We start from the raw sequence: 18604 nt of genomic DNA on the forward strand, positions 1-18604 counted from the left end.
CCAATGAAGCAAATCGTGAAGCAGGGCTATAGACAGGAGAAGAAAAATCGCATCGCTGTGTGGAGATTAGAGGTTGATTATGAGCTTTCTACGCTTCATGAAGCCATCGAACAAAAAGATGACATCCAAATCGAACGCAGCAAACGAAAGCTTGAGCGCCTAAGAAAAGAATGGGAGCAGCTTCAAGGGTAAAACAGCGTGAGGTAAAAACGAACCAATTCATCGGTTCGTTTTTGTATGAAGCTGCTTTTTTCTTGCTTTTACGTACATAATATCAGTATGCTATTACAAATAGGTCCTACATAGAAAAGAGGTTTACAATCTGATGACAAACTGGGTGGAAATTGACCGTCTTGCAAAGCTCTGGGTAAAAGAAGCAGGAAGCCGTATTAAAGCGTCCATGCAGGAAGGTCTATCAATTGAAACAAAATCAAATCCAAATGATCTAGTCACGAATATCGATAAAGAAACAGAACGTTTTTTTATTGAAAAAATACAGTCGACATTTTCAGATCATCACATTTTAGGAGAAGAGGGACAAGGGGAAGAGGTCACCTCACTCGATGGAATTGTGTGGATCATTGATCCGATCGATGGCACAATGAACTTTGTCCATCAAAAACGAAACTTTGCCATTTCAATCGGGATATTTGAAAATGGTGTGGGGAAAATCGGTCTTATTTATGACGTCATTCATGACGAGCTCTACCATGCCATTAAAGGAGAAGGAGCCTATATGAACGATATCCTGCTCCCGCCATTAAAAGATGTGGAGATTGAAAAAGCCATTGTGGGTATTAATCCGACATGGGCGATTGAAAGCCCTTATTTTGACGCCAAACCATTTGCCCGTCTTGTGCGTGACGTGAGAGGGACACGAACGATTGGATCAGCTGCCCTTGAGCTTGCTTATATTGCAAGCGGCAGAAGTGACGCATATGTCACCTTAAGGCTTGCGCCGTGGGATTATGCAGCGGGCTGCGTACTGCTTGATGAAGTAGGGGCCGTTTACTCAAATATTCACGGAGAACGTCTTACGTTCCTAGACAAAAACAGTATAGTGGCTGGAAATCGATCCATTTGTGAAAAAATCTTGCATGATTACATAAAAGGAAGCGGAAATAAAAAATAAACGACATCACTTCATGAGAATGAAGTGATTTTTTGTTTTTCCTGAAACTTTTTGGTAAGGCGGATGTCTATACGAATGAGGCCTTAATTTCAAGTAAAGGATTGTGTATCAATGTTTGATTTGTTTAGTGATTTATCGCTCCATTTTGAAAGGTATTTTATTTTAAATGAGTACAGTATCCACATCATTCAATGGTGTGTACTTGGACTATTTGTCCTGTTCGTAACACTCCCCATATGGAAAGAAAAGAGGAGTAGTTATGTATTTTATGCTGGAATCGTATTAAGAGTTGTTCTGCTTGGCGGGATGACAGTTGAAATGATCCACCAAGTTCTGTCTAGACAGTATACGATCGAAACATTTGAAGTGCTGACAGATTTCATGCAATTTCTCATTTATGGGTATGTCTTGCTTGCATCACTGTACTATGTGATTACTCTTCCTTATTTAAAAAATAAAGGTATGTTCTTTGTTTTTGATTTATCTGTATTACTTCTGCCTTTATGTCAAACAGTGTTTATTGTGTTTGCTGAAAGCAAAAAGTTCTTTCTTAGCGGTGATACGGGGCTAGTATGGAGAGATATGATCACCATTTTGGTTATGGCTTGCTTTGCCGCTTTGCTGCTGCACCTTTTCTTTCGCTTGTTTTGGCACCGAAAGTGGAAGGAATTGCTTTTCTTCTATGGCTTAATTTTCGCAGCCTTGCTTTATATATTTTATCCTTCTATCTCGAAGCATGAGCTCCAATCTTCATTTAAATCGATAGTCATTTTAGCGGCAGCAGCAGGAAGCTTTATGACGATTGATTTGTTATCTGCTTTACTACGGGACAAGCTGAGATTAAGGAAGTGGGGCGTTGGTTGTATAACTGTCTTTTTTCTGCTGTTACTCAACCCGGTTGTCAATATTCCTCATACCATGTTCCAATTTACCAAAACGGAACTGGTAGATACTTTTTCAGAAGAATATCGCCCTTTATCAGCAGCAAGTGCAAAAGCATTCGCTTCAAAATTTGTACCAGAGGATCAATCGCTTTATTTAAATGCTAGTCATCAGCCTATCCCTGATCATTACGTGTTTGCAGATGATCAGTATGAAGTGAATATTTCTCCGTTTACAGGTGAATTAAGCGGATATTCTTATCGAGGTCGTGTAGAGGGAAAGGAGATGACCGATAAAGAATATAGGAAAAAAACCATTGAATTTTTCGAAAGAAGCGGGCGGTCAATCGATCTACAGCGTATTCAATTAGCTGTAAAAAAACAGGACGGTGAGACGAATGTTCTACTTCTGCCAAAAATGTCTCAGAATGAAGAGGACAGTTTAGCGTCTGCCACCTGGAAAAAAGGGACGCTTCGACAAGCGCAATACGTAAACGCCATCTTTCAATTAAAGGATATTGACGGAATCCATTTAACAGAAACGGAGATAAAAAACAGGATCAACAGTATTTATAAACACTTAAACCTCAAGCCGCCAGCTTATCAAATCACAGGCATTGATGAATTTTATTTTAATTGGCAGCATGAAGTGAGGGTTACAACTAAAGATCAATCGGAGTTTCTGTTTAATGGCTCAACAAAAGAAGTTATCAGCTTTAAGCTGTCAAAAGCGATTCTTCAACAGAAAAAAGGGAACGTTAGCGATGAAGATTTGTTAAAAATCATAGGGAAAAAACCAAAAGACATAAGAAAAGAAACAGGCACTAGTGAAAGCAAACAATTTACATTTAACCACTCATCTCATGTCGTCAATCTGTTTAAAGGGGATGATGGAATTGAGTTGAGAGTACAATCAGATTCTTCAATCCCGCATGCAGTATCTAATCAAGATCGGGAGGAAGTCTATCAGCAAGTACTTAAAAGGTATAAACCATCTACGATCTATAAAAAACAAATAAAACCTGTGAAGATGATCGACAAAGAAGGGAACATCGACATTTCGTGGCTTGTCATCATACAAACCTTCGGATCAAATGAGCATAAAATCTATGAAGTGAATGGACGAACAAAAGAGGTGCATCGTTTTGACAGATAAAGAAAAACAAGCCATCTTTCAAGACTTATATGAACTGTATCAAGAAGGGGATCTGGGAGCCGAGGCAGCGAGCTGGATGAAGGCACACGAGCAGCAATTTCAGCATGTGGACGCGGGTAAAAAGCAGTCATCAGCACCGATGGAAGGTCAGAATGACTATGACGAGTTAAAACGTATGAAAGGGTTTATTTACTCATTATATTTCTTTTTTATCGTTTTATCGATTTGGATGACTGTGTGGTTTTATTTTTGATGTCCAGACCAGCAGAACAAATTGAAAAAATCTATGAAGAATATTTTCAGGAAATCACTAAATATTTATATCGCCGGACGGGAAATATGGAAACAGCCAAGGACCTTGCACAGGACGTATTTATGAAGGCACTGCATGGATTGTCCTCCTTTAAGGGACATTCTAGTATGAAAACATGGCTTTATACCATTGCTTATCACACATTTGTGAATGATTATCGCCGAAAAGTAAAATGGACTTTTACAAACGTAGAGGAAATAGATTTCTTAGAGCAGCAGTCGTTCACGACACCAGAAGATCACATTGAAAAACAAGCTGATATAGAAAGGCTGTGGCATCATATTTATCAGCTGAAGGATTCCTACCGGGAGGTCCTTATTTTAAGAGATATTCAAGAATTGTCATATGAAGAAGTAGCTGAAATTTTGAATTGGACTTTATCTAAAGTCAAAACAACCCTTCATCGAGCCAGATTAGAGCTGAAGCGAATGCTACATTGTGAGGAGTTCAATAAATGAGCTGTTATTTGATTGAAGAATTGTTACCACTTTATATAGAGGGGGACACAAGTGCAGAAACAAATAAAATTGTTGCAGAGCACTTACAATCCTGCGAGAGCTGCCAACACCTTTATCACGAAATGAAAGAGCCAATAACTTTTATACAAACTCCTGATCTCATGCCATATATAGATGAAAAGGAAGAAAGAAGAAAATTCGAAAAGCGCTACTATGGCAAGCTGTTATATCGAGCAAGTATCGCGTTTTGTATAGGATATGTCGTGATGATCATTCTTTATTGGCTGAAATAAAAAACCCCCACCTGGTTTATCCAGTTGGGGGTTTTTTCTAGATTAGCTTAATTTTTCTTTCGCAATTTGAACTGCATCATAGAACGTTTTCAATTGCTCTTGAGGAATTTTCTTAAGCATTTGGTTGAAAACAAGTAATTCAGTAGAGCTGAATCCAAGACCTTTTGCAATTTTTGAATCAATCACAACGTTTCCTTTTTTGTCTAGAACAAGGGCATCACCAGCAAGATCAGCAATTCTGATCACTGATTTGAAAAGCTTTTCGAATTTAGCCGCTTCTTCTTTTGTAAGACCAAGTTCAACAGCTTTTGCTGCATCAAAAACCAATTTCCCTTTTTCGTTTTTAGTGATGCTTTCACTGAAAACGATTGTAAGAACAGCTGCGCGATCTAAGAATTTCTCAGCAGTCGCCGCTTCTTCTTCAGTTAGTCCAAGCTCAACAGCTTTTTTCACATCAAATGTGTAGTTGTTGTCTTCCTCAACAAATGAATTGATGAGAATGTTGATGACACGCTCGTTTTTCTCCAATAATTCTTTAATGATTTGCTGCTGTTCAAAAGGAATTCCTTTGAAAGTTGCAGCGCTTGCTTGCCCAGGAGCTACTGTTGTGAAAGTAAGAATGATAGCTAAAGCGAAAAATACAACAGAGCTGAGCGATTTGCTCAAAAACTTCTTCATGCTTCTTTTCTCTCCCTTTTCTGTTAAATTTTGTTGCAAGAAAAGCATACCATGAGAAACTTTGTGGAAGAATAGGAAAATTGTAACTTTCTGTTTGATTTTGGAGAACTATAAAAGTTCTTGTCGAAAAATGGAGGGGTTCAGATTGCTTACTTTTGTCAATTCTTCAAGATACGTTCTGTTTGCAAAATGGAGCTTTCATAGGTGATTTGTCTTGTTTTTACTCAAAATAAAAAGCCTTCTACATATAGAATGTAAAAGGCTTTTCACTAATTTTATGATTGCACGTTTAATTTTCTTTTTAATGTAAATCCTGTACCCATGAAAATCATGGCGAACACGATACTTAAACATATGCCCAGTATGTTTTTTTCAGCAAGAGATACCCCAATAAACGCCATACTGACAACTGCAAGTAATGCACATAATAATAGAAGCCATTTGATTTGTTTCATTTGTCTCCATCCCTTTTTTTAGAGTTAATATAAGTTTACAGAAAAACGATCGGCATTTAAAGGGGATTGTGATATAATATGAAAGTTATCTAATTATTTTAGGAGATGAAAATGTGAAACTTCGAAAAGACCTTCGCAACATCGCAATTATTGCCCACGTTGACCATGGTAAAACGACGCTTGTTGACCAATTGCTCCATCAAGCTGGTACTTTCCGTGCGAATGAAAATATCGCTGAGAGAGCCATGGATTCAAATGATTTAGAGCGAGAGCGCGGTATTACGATTTTAGCTAAAAATACTGCGATAAATTATAAAGATACACGCATTAATATTTTAGATACACCAGGACACGCCGATTTCGGTGGTGAAGTTGAGCGTATCATGAAAATGGTAGATGGTGTACTCCTTGTTGTGGATGCTTATGAAGGCTGTATGCCTCAAACACGCTTTGTGCTGAAAAAAGCACTTGAGCAAAACTTAACACCAATCGTTGTCGTCAATAAAATTGACCGCGACTTTGCTCGTCCGGCTGAAGTGGTCGATGAAGTGATTGACTTGTTCATTGAATTGGATGCAACAGAAGAACAGCTTGAGTTCCCAGTTGTCTATGCATCAGCAATCAATGGTACAGCAAGTAACGATGCGAGCAAGCAAGATGAAAACATGGAATCATTGTTTGAAGCCATTGTGAACCATATTCCTTGCCCAGTTGATAACCATGAAGAGCCGCTTCAATTCCAAGTGGCACTACTTGATTACAATGATTATGTTGGCAGAATTGGAATTGGCCGTGTATTCAGAGGAACAATGCAAGTAGGACAGCAGGTAGCCTTGATGAAAGTCGACGGCACTGTGAAACAATTCCGCGTGACAAAGATCTTTGGTTTCCAAGGGTTAAAACGAGTGGAAATCAACGAAGCGAAAGCGGGAGATCTTGTCGCTGTATCTGGAATGGAAGACATCAACGTAGGTGAAACGGTTTGTCCGGTAGAACACCAAGAAGCACTTCCAATCCTTCGTATTGATGAGCCGACACTTCAAATGACGTTTGTTGTAAACAACAGCCCATTTGCAGGCCGTGAAGGAAAATACGTGACATCACGTAAAATCGAAGAGCGTTTAGAGCAGCAGCTTCAAACAGACGTCAGTCTTCGTGTAGATCCAACTGATTCACCTGATGCTTGGGTTGTTTCTGGACGCGGAGAGCTTCACTTATCCATTCTCATTGAGAATATGAGACGTGAAGGTTTTGAATTACAAGTATCGAAGCCAGAAGTTATTGTAAAAGAAGTTGATGGTGTTCGATGTGAGCCTGTAGAGCGCGTTCAAATTGATGTACCAGAAGAGCATACTGGCTCTGTTATGGAATCAATGGGTGCAAGAAAAGGTGAAATGATTGACATGATCAACAATGGTAACGGTCAAGTTCGCCTGATCTTTACAGTGCCATCACGTGGTTTAATTGGATATACAACTGAATTTCTTTCATTAACTCGTGGTTTTGGTATTTTGAACCATACGTTTGACAGCTACCAGCCAATGCAGTCTGGTCAAGTTGGCGGACGCCGTCAAGGTGTACTTGTTTCAATGGAAACAGGTAAAGCGACTGCTTACGGAATCCAAGGTGTTGAAGAGCGCGGTGTGATCTTCGTTGAGCCAGGTACTGAAGTATACCAAGGGATGATTGTTGGGGAGCATAACCGTGAGAACGACCTTGTTGTAAACGTAAGCCGTATGAAACAACAAACAAACGTACGTTCAGCGACGAAAGATCAAACAGTTAGCATGAAAAAACCTCGCATTATGTCACTTGAGGAATCTCTTGAGTACTTGAATGAAGACGAATACTGTGAGGTTACACCTGAATCAATTCGTCTTAGAAAGAAAATTTTAGACAAAAACGAACGTGAGAAAGCAGCGAAGAAGAAAAAGCTAGCAGGATTATCTTAATTCCATGAAGAATTAAAAAGATAGAACCCTGAAAGATAAGGGGAGGGAATCTTTTTGAATGATCAGGAAGTAAGTGAAAATCTATCCTTTTTCGCGATGCTGTTTCGTGTCGATGAAAATCCGCAAACAGGGATGTGGCTCCTATATGGCACCATCCTTGTTTTAGCGATTATTGTTTTTAAGCTCGGCTTTGCAAGACGTTTACCGATTTTAAAAGCGCTCGTGATTTATTTGTTTTTGATTTTTGGCTGCACGTTTCTCACATTTCTAGGAATCTTCCTGCCAGTAGCGGAAGGCCTTGTTGTGGCAGCTGCCATTTTGATTATTTATAAAATACGGCTGCATCGTGCGAAAAAAGAAGGAACAGTCAATACGTAAAAAAAGACCTGAACATGTGTCAGGTCTTTTTTTATGTCTTTTGTTCTTTCTTTCCTTTTTTCTTCTTTTTCTCTTTTGTCGCAGGATCCTGATAAAGAGAGAATCTGCCAGTTTTGATGCGAGCTTCAGTCTTTATTTTAATGCGTTCTTGGCAGTCATCGCACATATATGTATGAATTGGCCGGTTTCTTAACCGTTTAGCAACAAGTGTATCATCATCAATGGTTTCAAGCTTTTCACATAATGAGCACTTCACTCTCATCATTTTCACCTCACTTTAATGCATTTATTATAGCATGTTTTCCAGTCACTTAAAATCAGCGTAGAAAAAGGCTTATATCACAGGAGATATAAGCCGTTCTCATTATTTCTTCTGATTCATATGATGGTTTGATTGGTCGTTCTGATTTTTTTCTAACTGTTTTTGATCTCGTTCTTTGAGCTGATTATTCGGATCATTTGTCGGATCCTTTTCGTTACGGTCGATCTCATTTTTCGGCATCTCAGGCATCACGCGGCCGACAATGGCAGCCAGTTCATCCATAATACCGCTTACAGGACGGCCTGCTTGAATTTCTTTGCCCATTTCTTTTAAACGGCTGACTGTATCCGGATCAGCAACTACAACAGCATTTGCACCTTCCGGGTCATTTCTCAGCGCTTTTGCAACTGAATATTTAATGGTTTCTACTTTGCTTCTATCTAAATCATCTTTTACATCAATACCAACAACAGCATAGCGGCCGATGACGATTGCCGTTGCATCATTGACATCTGCTACGTGCTCTGTCACATTGACAAGATGCTCCGCAACATCTGTGGATGGGCGGGCTTGATCTGTCTTTTTCTTCGATGAGTCAGACACCCTTACTAAGTGCTGGCGTCCATCTTGCTCATCCAGCGCCTCTGGCTTTTCCTGCTGCTGGCAAGCGCCTAACAGAATGATCGTTTGAATCATGAATAATGTCAAAAATAGTCGCATTTATATTCCCTCCTTCACAAACTGCATGATTTATTTTATTGTTGAATTAACCTTCTAACTTTATTCATGAAAACATATATTTTAACAATCGTTTTGGGAAAGACAAGGATGAATGAAACCCCGATCAGGAGGCGAAGGACCTGAGTAAAATTTATGTATTAGACACAAATGTGTTATTACAGGATCCGAATTCAATCTTTTCATTTGAAGACAACGAGGTCGTCATTCCGGCCGTTGTGTTAGAAGAAGTAGACTCGAAAAAGAGATACATGGACGAGGTTGGGCAAAACGCCCGGCGCGTCTCACGTTTAATCGACGGTTTGAGATCGAAAGGGAAACTGCATGAAAAAATTACACTAGAATCAAAAGGGACGCTGCGCATCGAGCTGAATCACCGCTCTTTCCATGAACTTCAAGAAATTTTTATTGAAAAAACGAACGATAATCGGATTTTAGCGGTCGCGAAAAATTTGAGCTTAGAGGAAGAAACAAAGCCTCACGGCCGGCCTGTCATTTTGGTCAGTAAGGATGTCTTAGTCAGGGTAAAGGCAGATGCTATAGGTCTCCAAGCAGAGGACTTCTTAAGTGACCGTGTGCTGCAAAACGAAGACATTGATAACGGCTATCATGAGCTCTATATTCCGACCGAGCAATTGAATACATTTTATAAGCAAAGTCAATTGCCGATAAAAGAAGTCACAAGTGCACCATTAAACCCTCATCAATTTGTCATTATGAAGGGGAATGAAGGCGGTTCTGCTTTAGGAATGCTTGATCAAAAAGCAGAGCATGTGAAACGGCTTATTTATGATCAAGAGCATGTTTGGGGAATCCGTCCGAAAAATGTTCAGCAGACGATGGCCCTAGAGCTGCTATTGCGACGTGATATTCCGCTTGTGACATTGATCGGAAAAGCGGGTACTGGTAAAACACTCCTTGCACTTGCTGCCGGATTAATGCAGACAGAGGATCTCGGCATGTTTAAAAAACTGATCGTAGCCCGTTCCATTGTCCCTGTTGGCAAGGATTTAGGCTACTTGCCAGGTGAAAAGGAAGAGAAACTCAGACCATGGATGCAGCCGATTTATGACAACCTGGAATTTTTATTTAATACAAAAAAACCTGGTGAACTTGATGCGATTTTGGCGGGAATTGGTTCTATTCAAGTGGAAGCTTTAACGTATATCCGTGGAAGAAGTATTCCTGATCAATTTATCATCATTGATGAGGCGCAGAATTTAACGAAACACGAGGTAAAAACATTATTAACGCGCGTCGGAGAGGGAAGTAAAATCGTGCTGATGGGGGACCCGGAGCAGATTGATCATCCTTATTTAGACAGCTTAAATAATGGGCTTACGTATGTCATTGAGCGGTTCAAAGGTCAGCAAATATCTGGACATGTCAAGCTTGTCAAAGGAGAAAGATCTGGACTTGCACAGCTTGCAGCTGATTTGCTGTAGTCCAGACCCTCTGTCTTATGTAATGATGAGCTCTTTGACACCTTTTATCGGCTGAGTGAGGTTGGACTGATCTGCGAAATAAACGTGGATTGGTCCTTCTTCAGTCATCGGCTTCCCATTTTGGCTGAAGTGTGCAATGCTTTCCATTGCCTGAGAAAGCGGAACAGCAACTGTCTCTGTTTCTGTGACAAATTCGCATGTGTCTGCATGTTCAAGCGGTTCTGCATTTTTCAGCATATCACCCAGCTTCATCCCGAAGCTGCCTGTGATGAGTCTTTCCTTTTCGTACTTCTTCTCTGTTTTTAAAGTGGGTGGAAGTGTTTGTCCTTCTCTGATCACCCGCTCTTGGTCAAGCTCCTGATCCAGCTGACTTTCTTCATTTGCCGTGCTTTTTTCAAAAAATGAATCCATTAAAAATTTGCGGTCATCAAAAATCCATACACTTGGATCAATGGTGATCTTGTACTTTACGTTCCCCTTAATTTGAATGATGCTCATGTTCAAGACAACCCCTTTCCAACATAAATTATAGAAGTTTTCGCCTGCTTTGTCACTTTCATAAACATGCTTTTCCTTGTACACACTAATCGTACATGAAAGATAGGGAGGATGTTGGGCATGGCATGTCGTGACAATGAAGAGCTTCAGCGATTTGTAGAAGAAGCAAAAAAAGTGGCCAAAGATGGCAAAGTAGCATCCTATATTCCCGCTCTCGCCAAAGCGGATCAGACGGATTTATCTGTGGCTGTGTACCATGTGAGTAATACTTGCCACTCGGCAGGAGATGTAGATAAACGCTTTACCCTGCAAAGTATTTCTAAAGTATTAGCCCTTGCGCTCGTGCTTTCAGAAGAAGGGCCAAAAAAAGTCTTTCAATTTGTTGGACAAGAGCCAACAGGTGACCCGTTTAATTCAATGATTAAGCTGGAAACAGCAAGTCCGAATAAGCCGCTGAATCCAATGATTAATGCAGGAGCGCTTGCAGTCACAAGCTTAATAAGAGGAGCGACTCCGCAAGATCAGCTGAACCGCCTGCTTGGCTTTATTAGAGAGCTCGCAAATGACAAAAGCATTACATACTGCAAAGAAACAGCCGCATCCGAATTTGAGACATCGATGATTAACCGGGCTATGTGCTATTATATGAAGCAATATCATATTATTAGAGGGAACGTAGAAGAGGTCATGGATGTGTATACGAAACAATGCGCCATCATGATGAACAGCTTAGATTTGGCGAAAATTGCTTGTGTTTTTTCATTAGATGGCAGACATCCAGAGACGGGCAAGCAAATTCTTTCAAAAGATGTCGCTAGAATTTGTAAAACCTTTATGGTGACGTGCGGCATGTATAATGCAAGCGGGGAATTTGCCATTAATATCGGCATACCTGCTAAAAGCGGTGTTTCAGGCGGGATTATGGGAGCGGCACCATATGATTTTGGGATCGGAATTTTCGGTCCTGCCCTGGATGAAAAAGGGAATAGTATTGCTGGGATTAAGCTGCTTGAGCTCATGAGTGAAAAATATGAGATGAGTATCTTTTAATGAGAAATGTCTTCTTTTTATTTTCACAAAGCGAACTGTACAAATCTGCTTGCAATTTTGGGCGTTTCGCTTTATGATAAATAGAAGAATTAGGTACTCGCCTGGGGAACGGAGGGATACTTTTGGCGTCAGAAATTTTAGTCGATCATCGGCAAAAAGCACTGGCTTTATTAAAATTGGATGCAGATAAAATTTTAAAATTGATCCAAGTGCAAATGGACAACTTAACGATGCCGCAATGTCCTCTTTATGAAGAGGTTTTAGATACTCAAATGTTCGGATTATCGAGAGAGATTGATTTTGCTGTCCGGCTTGGATTAGTTGATCAACATGAAGGCAAGAAACTACTCGATAAACTTGAGAGAGAGCTTTCCGCACTTCATGATGCGTTCACAAAAAAATAACGATTGAAAACTCAAACTTCCACAACATAAGTTTGAGTTTTTTTGTCCCCTATTTTCTTTTGATGGATTGACGGCAAACGGACTTGATTCTTTCATGAATGACGAACAATATAAAAGAGGTAAAACGGGATCAAACGGAGAAAATGTAGTAGAATAAGAACAGCTAAGAAGATATCAAGCAGTAGAAACAGACGTTAGGAAGAGGATTATATGTTAAAGAGAATGCTAAAATCGTATGACTACTCATTATTGTTCGCCATTATCTTAATCAGCGCATTTGGTTTGGTTATGGTGTATAGCTCAAGTATGATTACATCTGTTATCAGATACGATGCCGCGCCAGATAACTTTTTTAAGAAACAGCTCTTATTTATGATTGTTGGAGCAGTCATCTTGATCTTTACAGCATTAGTTCCATATCAGCTGTTTTCAAGTAAGAAATTCCAGATTGGTATGCTGCTGATTTCAGTTTTTTCCCTCATCTATGTGTACTTTGGCGGTCATATTGCAGGGAACGCAAGAAGCTGGATCAAATTAGGCCCTTTTAGTCTTCAGCCAGCTGAATTTGTAAAGATTGTCGTCATCATCTATCTTGCTGCGGTGTATGCCAAAAAGCAGCATTATATTGATCATATTTTAAGAGGTGTCACGCCTCCAATCGTGATTGTCTCTATCCTGTGCGGATTTATCATTTTGCAGCCAGACTATGGGACAGCCTTTATCATTGGCATGATTGCCCTTGCGATGATTTTATGCTCAGGATTTAGCGGCAAAACGCTTGCGAAGCTGCTGGCGCTATTTAGTGCAGTAATGGTCGTCGTGACCCCGTTTATTATTCTTTTTTGGGATAAAATTTTCACGCAAAATCGTCTCGGACGTTTTGAGAGTTTCCAAGATCCATTTAAAGATGCAGGGGCTACTGGGCATCAATTGATTAATTCATATTATGCGATTGGATCAGGCGGCTTTTTTGGACTCGGTCTAGGAGAAAGCGTTCAAAAGTACGGGTATCTTCCAGAACCGCACACAGACTTTATCATGGCAATTATCTCAGAAGAGCTTGGTTTTTTCGGCGTGTTTTTTGTTCTCGCTCTTCTTGGTTTCATCGTCGTGAAAGGTTTTTATATTGCGAGAAAGTGTGAAGATCCATTTGGAAGTTTGCTTGCAATAGGAATTTCCTCCATGATTGCGATCCAAACTTGTATCAATTTAGGCGGTGTTTCAGGTCTTATTCCAATTACTGGGGTGACACTTCCGTTTATCAGCTACGGGGGATCGTCTATCATTTTACTTAGCATCTGTATGGGAATGCTGCTGAATATCAGCATGTTTACTGAATATAAAGAGCGTTACAAAAAGAAAAAATCAATGAGCAAACCATCGGTTGAAAAAAATGGATTGCAGAAAACTTTGAATCTTTAGAAAACAAAAGTGTACAGTTTTCATTTCTTCCTTTATTATAGAGTACATATAAAATTTTAAGGGATATGGAGGAGTGAGAATGTCACAGAGAACAATTCAAAAGGTTCTAGTTGCAAACAGAGGGGAAATCGCTATCAGAGTCTTCAGGGCCTGTACGGAGCTCAATTTACGTACAGTGGCCATTTATTCCAAAGAAGACTCGGGCTCTTATCATCGCTATAAAGCTGATGAAGCATATCTAGTTGGAGAAGGGAAGAAACCGATTGATGCCTACCTCGATATCGAGGGGATCATCGAAATTGCAAAACGAAATGACGTGGATGCGATTCATCCAGGCTACGGATTTTTATCCGAAAACATTCATTTTGCAAGACGATGCGAAGAGGAAGGCATTCAATTTATCGGTCCAACTTCTCAGCATTTAGATATGTTTGGAGATAAAGTAAAGGCGAGAGATGAAGCGAAAAAAGCTGGTATTCCAGTCATTCCAGGAAGTGACGGACCAGTTGATTCGGTCGAAGAAGTCGAAAAATTCGGTGAAGAATACGGTTACCCGTTTATTATTAAAGCTTCACTAGGCGGCGGCGGCCGGGGTATGCGGATTGTCAGATCAAAAGAAGAGCTGAAGGAAGCCTATGACCGTGCGAAGTCAGAGGCAAAAGCTGCTTTTGGAAATGACGAAGTATACGTTGAAAAGCTGATTGAAAATCCAAAACATATTGAAGTGCAGGTGATTGGAGACAATCACGGCAATATCATTCATTTATATGAGCGTGACTGCTCTGTTCAAAGGCGGCATCAAAAGGTCATTGAAGTGGCGCCAAGTGTGTCTCTAACAGATCAATTGCGTGAAGATATTTGCGAAGCGGCTGTCCAGCTGGCCCAGAATGTATCGTATATTAATGCAGGGACTGTAGAATTCCTAGTTGCAAATGGAGAGTTTTACTTTATTGAAGTCAATCCAAGGGTGCAGGTAGAACACACGATCACAGAAATGATTACAGGTGTCGATATCGTTCAAACCCAAATTCTTGTTGCAAAGGGGCATAACCTTCACAGCAAAGAAGTTGGTATTCCAAAGCAAGAAGATATCTTTACACACGGCTTTGCCATTCAATCAAGGGTCACAACAGAAGATCCTTTAAATGACTTTATGCCAGACACAGGAAAAATTATGGCCTACCGCTCAGGTGGGGGATTTGGTGTACGTCTTGATACAGGGAACAGCTTCCAAGGTGCGGTCATTACACCTTATTACGACTCACTATTGGTCAAGCTGTCTACATGGGCGCTCACGTTTGATCAAGCGGCTGCTAAAATGGTTCGAAATTTACAAGAATTCAGGATTCGCGGAATTAAAACTAACATCCCATTTCTTGAAAATGTGGCTAAGCATGAGAAGTTCCTAAAAGGGGAGTACGATACATCGTTTATCGACTCAACGCCAGAGCTATTTAATTTCCCTAAGCAAAAAGACCGCGGAACGAAGATGTTGACTTATATTGGTAACGTTACCATTAATGGGTTCCCAGGTATTGCGGAGAAAAAGAAGCCTCATTTTGACAAGCCAGACGTTCCGAAGCTTCCTCTCAATCAAGAGATTCCGTCTGGGACAAAACAATTGTTAGATACGCATGGACCTGAGGGGCTTGCCAACTGGGTGAAAGAACAAAATAACGTTCTTTTAACTGACACAACCTTTAGAGATGCGCATCAGTCTCTGCTTGCGACACGCTTTAGAACACATGATTTAAAGAAAGTTGCCCAGCCGACAGCAGGTTTATGGCCAGAGCTGTTTAGTATGGAAATGTGGGGCGGGGCTACATTTGATGTTGCGTACCGTTTCTTAAAAGAAGATCCTTGGGAACGATTGAAAGAGCTTCGTCAAGAAGTGCCAAACACGCTGTTCCAAATGCTTTTAAGATCATCAAACGCTGTCGGATATACAAACTATCCGGATAATGTGATCAAAGCATTTGTAAAAGAATCAGCCGAGGCAGGCATTGATGTGTTCCGTATTTTCGACAGCTTAAACTGGGTCAAAGGCATGACGCTTGCCATTGATTCTGTTCGGGAATCAGGCAAAGTGGCAGAGGCGGCGATTTGTTATACGGGGGATATTCTTGATCCATCTCGTCCAAAATATGATCTTGGGTACTATGTATCTCTTGCAAAAGAGCTTGAATCTGCCGGCGCACATATTTTAGGTATTAAAGATATGGCGGGGCTATTAAAACCTCAGGCAGCCTACGAGCTAGTCTCTGCTTTAAAATCTGAGCTTACGATCCCTATCCATCTTCATACGCATGATACGAGTGGAAATGGACTGTTCACCTATGCAAGAGCGATTGATGCAGGTGTTGATATTGTGGATGTTGCCGTCAGCTCTATGGCAGGACTCACATCGCAGCCAAGTGCAAGCTCACTTTATTATGCTTTAGATGGACATGAAAGAAAGCCAGACATGAACGTCCAATCTGTCGAACGCCTTTCTCAATACTGGGATTCCGTCAGAAAATACTATCATGAATTTGAAAGCGGCATGAATTCGCCTCATACAGAAATTTATGAGCATGAAATGCCTGGCGGTCAATATAGTAACTTGCAGCAGCAGGCGAAAGGTGTCGGTCTTGGCGAACGCTGGAATGAAGTAAAGGAAATGTACAGACGTGTGAATGACATGTTTGGTGATATTGTAAAGGTAACACCATCCTCTAAAGTAGTTGGAGATATGGCACTTTATATGGTGCAAAATGATCTAACAGAAGAAGATGTTTATGAAAAAGGCGCAACACTAGACTTCCCGGATTCTGTTGTGGAATTATTTAAAGGCTATTTAGGCCAGCCGCATGGCGGATTCCCAGAAAAGCTGCAAAAGCTGATTTTAAAAGGGGAAGAGCCTCTTACTGTCAGACCTGGTGAGAAGCTGAAGCCAGTGGACTTTGAAGACATTAAGAAGCAGTTCAAAGAATCTCATGACCTGACGTTAACAGAGCAAGACGCAATTGCGTATGCCTTATATCCGAAAGTCTTTTCTGAATTTGTCCAAACAGCAGAAAGCTATGGTGACATCTCTGTTCTTGATACACCAACGTTCTTCTACGGGATGAGGCTTGGAGAAGAGATTGAGGTAGAAATCGAAAAAGGAAAAACCCTGATTGTCAAACTCGTATCAATTGGTGAACCGAATCCAGATGCCACAAGAGTTCTTTACTTTGAGTTAAATGGCCAGCCGCGTGAAGTGGTGATTAAGGATGAAAGCATCAAATCCTCCGTTCAAGAAAAAATGAAGGCGGACCGTTCAAATCCAAATCACATCGCCGCATCGATGCCAGGCACTGTCATCAAAGTACTCGTGGAAAAAGGGCAGAAAATTTCACAAGGAGAGCATTTGATGATCAATGAAGCCATGAAAATGGAAACGACTGTACAAGCCCCATTTTCTGCGGTCGTAGATGAAATACATGTGACAAATGGAGAACCGATTCAAACCGGTGATCTATTAATTGTATTAAAGCCAGAATAAGAAGTGAGACACATCCACCGTGATGTGTCTTTTTTTTGAGCGCATTAAAATGTGCAGCAGCAAGTGAGAGTGATTACACTATAGAGTGAGGTGAAGAAGGTTGGACAACATTGTTGTGATTTGGTTTCGCCGGGATATGCGATTAGATGATCATATCGCCTTATCAAAAGCGATCACATATGCAAAAAAACACGAGTGCAAATTATTTGCTCTTTATCATCTAGATCCATTTTTTACTGAAATGGACCTCGATTTAAACAACGAACATTTTTTTCAAAACTTGGCGCATTTCGTCAAGGAAGCAAGAGAATCTCAAATGTATATTCACCTTCTCTATGGAGATGTCTTGCGTGCCTTTCAGCAAGTTATCGATGTGTATGACATCAAAGCTGTCTTTTTTAATGAAGATCAAGTGGGAATCGGTCAAAAGCGTGACCATCAAGTAACCGCTTTTTTAGAAAAGAAGGGCATTCATGTATCAAAATGGCAGGATACACACCTTCACGGGGCGCAAGATATTTTAAAAAGGGATGGCACTCATTATCAAGTGTTTACTCCATACTATCAATCATGGCGAAAGCAAGAGAAGCAGCCTGTGATAAAAGTTGACAAATCATTTCTCAATAGCGCTCATACGATTTGTGATGAGTCACTTTCATATAAAGGGAATGACAAACTGCGCAGTATAATCATGAGATGCTCAAGAAAATTTGATCAAATCGGCTCACGCAAAGCGATGAACACGCTGCATGACTTTATCCAAAAAAGACTAACACGTTACCATGAAAAACGAGATATGCCATCTGTTTTTGGAACGAGCAAGCTGTCACGTTTCTTAAAAACAGGGACCATCTCAATTCGAACGATCTTTCATGCGGTAGATGAGGAAGCACTGTTTGAAGACGAGGGCAGAGAAACCTTTATTAAAGAGCTGGCGTGGCGAGATTTTTACCATATGATTTATGCTCATTATCCAGAGATGAAAGAAAAAGAAATCAATTCAGTGTTTCAAGGGATGAAATGGAATGAAGATGAGACGCTGTTTGAAGCATGGTGTAAAGGTGAAACAGGCTTTCCTCTCGTTGATGCAGGGATGAGACAATTAAATGAGGAAGGCTGGATGCATAATCGTTTAAGAATGGTCACCGCCTCATTTTTAACAAAGGATTATTTGATTGATTGGAGAAAGGGAGAAGCGTATTTTGCAAAAAAGCTTGTGGATTATGATGAGGCTTCGAATATCGGAGGATTTCAGTGGGCAGCTTCTGTTGGGACAGATGCCGTGCCGTACTTCCGTATTTTTAACCCAACGACCCAGTCGAAGCGGTTTGATCCAAGCGGGGAATATATTAGAAAATATGTACCAGAGCTAGAGCATGTCGATGAAAAATGGATTCATGAACCAAGTAAAATGCCGACCGATGAACAACTGGAATCGAGCTGTGTGCTAGGTGATACATACCCGCTGCCAACAGTTGATCACCAGGAAAGACGCAAAAAGGCTATCTCGCTATTCGAAGAAGCAAAACAACAATAAAAAATCCCCCTCTCCACATGAAAGGG

The 18604-nt window shown here is 40.5% G+C and carries 19 protein-coding genes; 14 read left to right on the forward strand and 5 right to left on the reverse strand.

The window, feature by feature from the left end:
- Positions 1 to 3 precede the first annotated feature (3 nt).
- The 6 genes from H7F25_RS05900 to H7F25_RS05925 all read left to right on the forward strand — a co-directional run bounded on the left by H7F25_RS05900 (position 4) and on the right by H7F25_RS05925 (position 4233).
- Entirely contained in the window at positions 4 to 192 is a 189-nt protein-coding gene (locus H7F25_RS05900) for a hypothetical protein (protein WP_024424761.1), read from the forward strand.
- A gap of 133 nt (positions 193 to 325) precedes the next feature.
- Positions 326 to 1132 carry an inositol monophosphatase family protein gene (locus H7F25_RS05905; protein WP_024426895.1) on the forward strand — a complete coding sequence of 269 codons (807 nt, stop codon included), beginning with the start codon at positions 326 to 328 and terminating at the stop codon, positions 1130 to 1132.
- A gap of 111 nt (positions 1133 to 1243) precedes the next feature.
- Positions 1244 to 3169, forward strand: a complete 1926-nt coding sequence (locus tag H7F25_RS05910; RefSeq protein ID WP_185854373.1) for a hypothetical protein — start codon at positions 1244 to 1246, stop codon at positions 3167 to 3169.
- On the forward strand, positions 3159 to 3422 hold the full coding sequence (locus H7F25_RS05915) for a hypothetical protein (RefSeq protein WP_044334013.1): 264 nt from the start codon (positions 3159 to 3161) through the stop codon (positions 3420 to 3422). The genes H7F25_RS05910 and H7F25_RS05915 overlap by 11 nt, the downstream gene beginning before the upstream one ends.
- Positions 3422 to 3940 carry a sigma-70 family RNA polymerase sigma factor gene (locus H7F25_RS05920; RefSeq protein WP_044334033.1) on the forward strand — a complete coding sequence of 173 codons (519 nt, stop codon included), beginning with the start codon at positions 3422 to 3424 and terminating at the stop codon, positions 3938 to 3940. The genes H7F25_RS05915 and H7F25_RS05920 overlap by 1 nt, the downstream gene beginning before the upstream one ends.
- Positions 3937 to 4233 carry an anti-sigma factor family protein gene (locus tag H7F25_RS05925; protein ID WP_044334015.1) on the forward strand — a complete coding sequence of 99 codons (297 nt, stop codon included), beginning with the start codon at positions 3937 to 3939 and terminating at the stop codon, positions 4231 to 4233. Before H7F25_RS05920 ends, H7F25_RS05925 begins: the two co-directional genes overlap by 4 nt.
- Positions 4234 to 4275: 42 nt before the next feature.
- On the opposite strand, the gene H7F25_RS05930 is transcribed toward H7F25_RS05925, so the two are convergent.
- Both H7F25_RS05930 and H7F25_RS05935 read right to left on the reverse strand, forming a co-directional pair.
- Positions 4276 to 4911 carry a hypothetical protein gene (locus tag H7F25_RS05930; protein ID WP_024424766.1) on the reverse strand — a complete coding sequence of 212 codons (636 nt, stop codon included), beginning with the start codon at positions 4909 to 4911 and terminating at the stop codon, positions 4276 to 4278.
- 275 nt (positions 4912 to 5186) lie between these two features.
- Positions 5187 to 5366, reverse strand: a complete 180-nt coding sequence (locus H7F25_RS05935; RefSeq protein WP_024424767.1) for a DUF5325 family protein — start codon at positions 5364 to 5366, stop codon at positions 5187 to 5189.
- A gap of 113 nt (positions 5367 to 5479) precedes the next feature.
- On the opposite strand from H7F25_RS05935, the gene typA reads away from it, so the two are divergent.
- Together typA and H7F25_RS05945 are read left to right on the forward strand one after the other, a co-directional pair.
- Positions 5480 to 7318 (forward strand): translational GTPase TypA, encoded by a 1839-nt coding sequence (gene typA / locus H7F25_RS05940; RefSeq protein ID WP_024424768.1) that lies wholly within the window; start codon positions 5480 to 5482, stop codon positions 7316 to 7318.
- Between the two features lie 96 nt (positions 7319 to 7414).
- Positions 7415 to 7696 carry a YlaH-like family protein gene (locus H7F25_RS05945; protein WP_044334035.1) on the forward strand — a complete coding sequence of 94 codons (282 nt, stop codon included), beginning with the start codon at positions 7415 to 7417 and terminating at the stop codon, positions 7694 to 7696.
- Positions 7697 to 7727: 31 nt separating this feature from the next.
- Here the strand turns inward: H7F25_RS05945 and H7F25_RS05950 are convergent, their stop codons facing one another.
- The gene (locus tag H7F25_RS05950; protein WP_024424769.1) at positions 7728 to 7958 is read right to left on the reverse strand and encodes a YlaI family protein; all 231 of its coding nucleotides are present in this window, start codon (positions 7956 to 7958) and stop codon (positions 7728 to 7730) included.
- Between the two features lie 102 nt (positions 7959 to 8060).
- Positions 8061 to 8678: a YhcN/YlaJ family sporulation lipoprotein gene (locus H7F25_RS05955; protein WP_185854374.1), complete on the reverse strand. Its 618-nt coding sequence runs from the start codon at positions 8676 to 8678 to the stop codon at positions 8061 to 8063.
- Between the two features lie 140 nt (positions 8679 to 8818).
- Between H7F25_RS05955 and H7F25_RS05960 the strand changes: the two genes are divergently transcribed.
- Positions 8819 to 10141 carry a PhoH family protein gene (locus H7F25_RS05960; RefSeq protein WP_025092370.1) on the forward strand — a complete coding sequence of 441 codons (1323 nt, stop codon included), beginning with the start codon at positions 8819 to 8821 and terminating at the stop codon, positions 10139 to 10141.
- A gap of 15 nt (positions 10142 to 10156) precedes the next feature.
- Here the strand turns inward: H7F25_RS05960 and H7F25_RS05965 are convergent, their stop codons facing one another.
- Positions 10157 to 10639 carry a hypothetical protein gene (locus H7F25_RS05965; protein WP_087977216.1) on the reverse strand — a complete coding sequence of 161 codons (483 nt, stop codon included), beginning with the start codon at positions 10637 to 10639 and terminating at the stop codon, positions 10157 to 10159.
- 120 nt (positions 10640 to 10759) lie between these two features.
- Here H7F25_RS05965 and glsA point away from each other — a divergent pair, with 120 nt between their 5' ends.
- The 5 genes from glsA to H7F25_RS05990 all read left to right on the forward strand — a co-directional run bounded on the left by glsA (position 10760) and on the right by H7F25_RS05990 (position 18578).
- On the forward strand, positions 10760 to 11689 hold the full coding sequence (gene glsA / locus H7F25_RS05970; protein WP_044334025.1) for a glutaminase A: 930 nt from the start codon (positions 10760 to 10762) through the stop codon (positions 11687 to 11689).
- 122 nt (positions 11690 to 11811) lie between these two features.
- Positions 11812 to 12093, forward strand: a complete 282-nt coding sequence (locus tag H7F25_RS05975; protein WP_003212509.1) for an Fpa/YlaN family protein — start codon at positions 11812 to 11814, stop codon at positions 12091 to 12093.
- A gap of 210 nt (positions 12094 to 12303) precedes the next feature.
- A complete protein-coding gene (gene ftsW, locus H7F25_RS05980) occupies positions 12304 to 13515 on the forward strand; it encodes a putative lipid II flippase FtsW (RefSeq protein WP_185854375.1) in 1212 nt (403 codons plus the stop codon).
- Positions 13516 to 13594: 79 nt separating this feature from the next.
- Entirely contained in the window at positions 13595 to 17041 is a 3447-nt protein-coding gene (pyc, locus tag H7F25_RS05985; RefSeq protein ID WP_103132171.1) for a pyruvate carboxylase, read from the forward strand.
- 136 nt (positions 17042 to 17177) lie between these two features.
- Positions 17178 to 18578: a cryptochrome/photolyase family protein gene (locus H7F25_RS05990; RefSeq protein WP_185854529.1), complete on the forward strand. Its 1401-nt coding sequence runs from the start codon at positions 17178 to 17180 to the stop codon at positions 18576 to 18578.
- The last annotated feature ends 26 nt before the right edge of the window (positions 18579 to 18604 follow it).

The sequence above is a fragment of the Bacillus sp. PAMC28571 genome, from assembly GCF_014250435.1.
GTDB classification, from domain to species: Bacteria; Bacillota; Bacilli; order Bacillales; family Bacillaceae; genus Bacillus; species Bacillus safensis.

Excerpts from the sequence above, each read along its gene's own strand:
- H7F25_RS05900 (WP_024424761.1), top strand. The coding sequence starts at position 4 with ATGAAGCAAATCGTGAAGCAGGGCTATAGACAGGAGAAGAAAAATCGC.
- H7F25_RS05905 (WP_024426895.1), top strand. The coding sequence starts at position 326 with ATGACAAACTGGGTGGAAATTGACCGTCTTGCAAAGCTCTGGGTAAAA.
- H7F25_RS05910 (WP_185854373.1), top strand. The coding sequence starts at position 1,244 with ATGTTTGATTTGTTTAGTGATTTATCGCTCCATTTTGAAAGGTATTTT.
- H7F25_RS05920 (WP_044334033.1), top strand. The coding sequence starts at position 3,422 with ATGTCCAGACCAGCAGAACAAATTGAAAAAATCTATGAAGAATATTTT.
- H7F25_RS05925 (WP_044334015.1), top strand. The coding sequence starts at position 3,937 with ATGAGCTGTTATTTGATTGAAGAATTGTTACCACTTTATATAGAGGGG.
- H7F25_RS05930 (WP_024424766.1), bottom strand. The coding sequence starts at position 4,911 with ATGAAGAAGTTTTTGAGCAAATCGCTCAGCTCTGTTGTATTTTTCGCT.
- H7F25_RS05935 (WP_024424767.1), bottom strand. The coding sequence starts at position 5,366 with ATGAAACAAATCAAATGGCTTCTATTATTATGTGCATTACTTGCAGTT.
- H7F25_RS05945 (WP_044334035.1), top strand. The coding sequence starts at position 7,415 with ATGCTGTTTCGTGTCGATGAAAATCCGCAAACAGGGATGTGGCTCCTA.
- H7F25_RS05950 (WP_024424769.1), bottom strand. The coding sequence starts at position 7,958 with ATGAGAGTGAAGTGCTCATTATGTGAAAAGCTTGAAACCATTGATGAT.
- H7F25_RS05955 (WP_185854374.1), bottom strand. The coding sequence starts at position 8,678 with ATGCGACTATTTTTGACATTATTCATGATTCAAACGATCATTCTGTTA.
- H7F25_RS05965 (WP_087977216.1), bottom strand. The coding sequence starts at position 10,639 with ATGAGCATCATTCAAATTAAGGGGAACGTAAAGTACAAGATCACCATT.
- glsA (WP_044334025.1), top strand. The coding sequence starts at position 10,760 with ATGGCATGTCGTGACAATGAAGAGCTTCAGCGATTTGTAGAAGAAGCA.
- ftsW (WP_185854375.1), top strand. The coding sequence starts at position 12,304 with ATGTTAAAGAGAATGCTAAAATCGTATGACTACTCATTATTGTTCGCC.
- pyc (WP_103132171.1), top strand. The coding sequence starts at position 13,595 with ATGTCACAGAGAACAATTCAAAAGGTTCTAGTTGCAAACAGAGGGGAA.
- H7F25_RS05990 (WP_185854529.1), top strand. The coding sequence starts at position 17,178 with ATGCGATTAGATGATCATATCGCCTTATCAAAAGCGATCACATATGCA.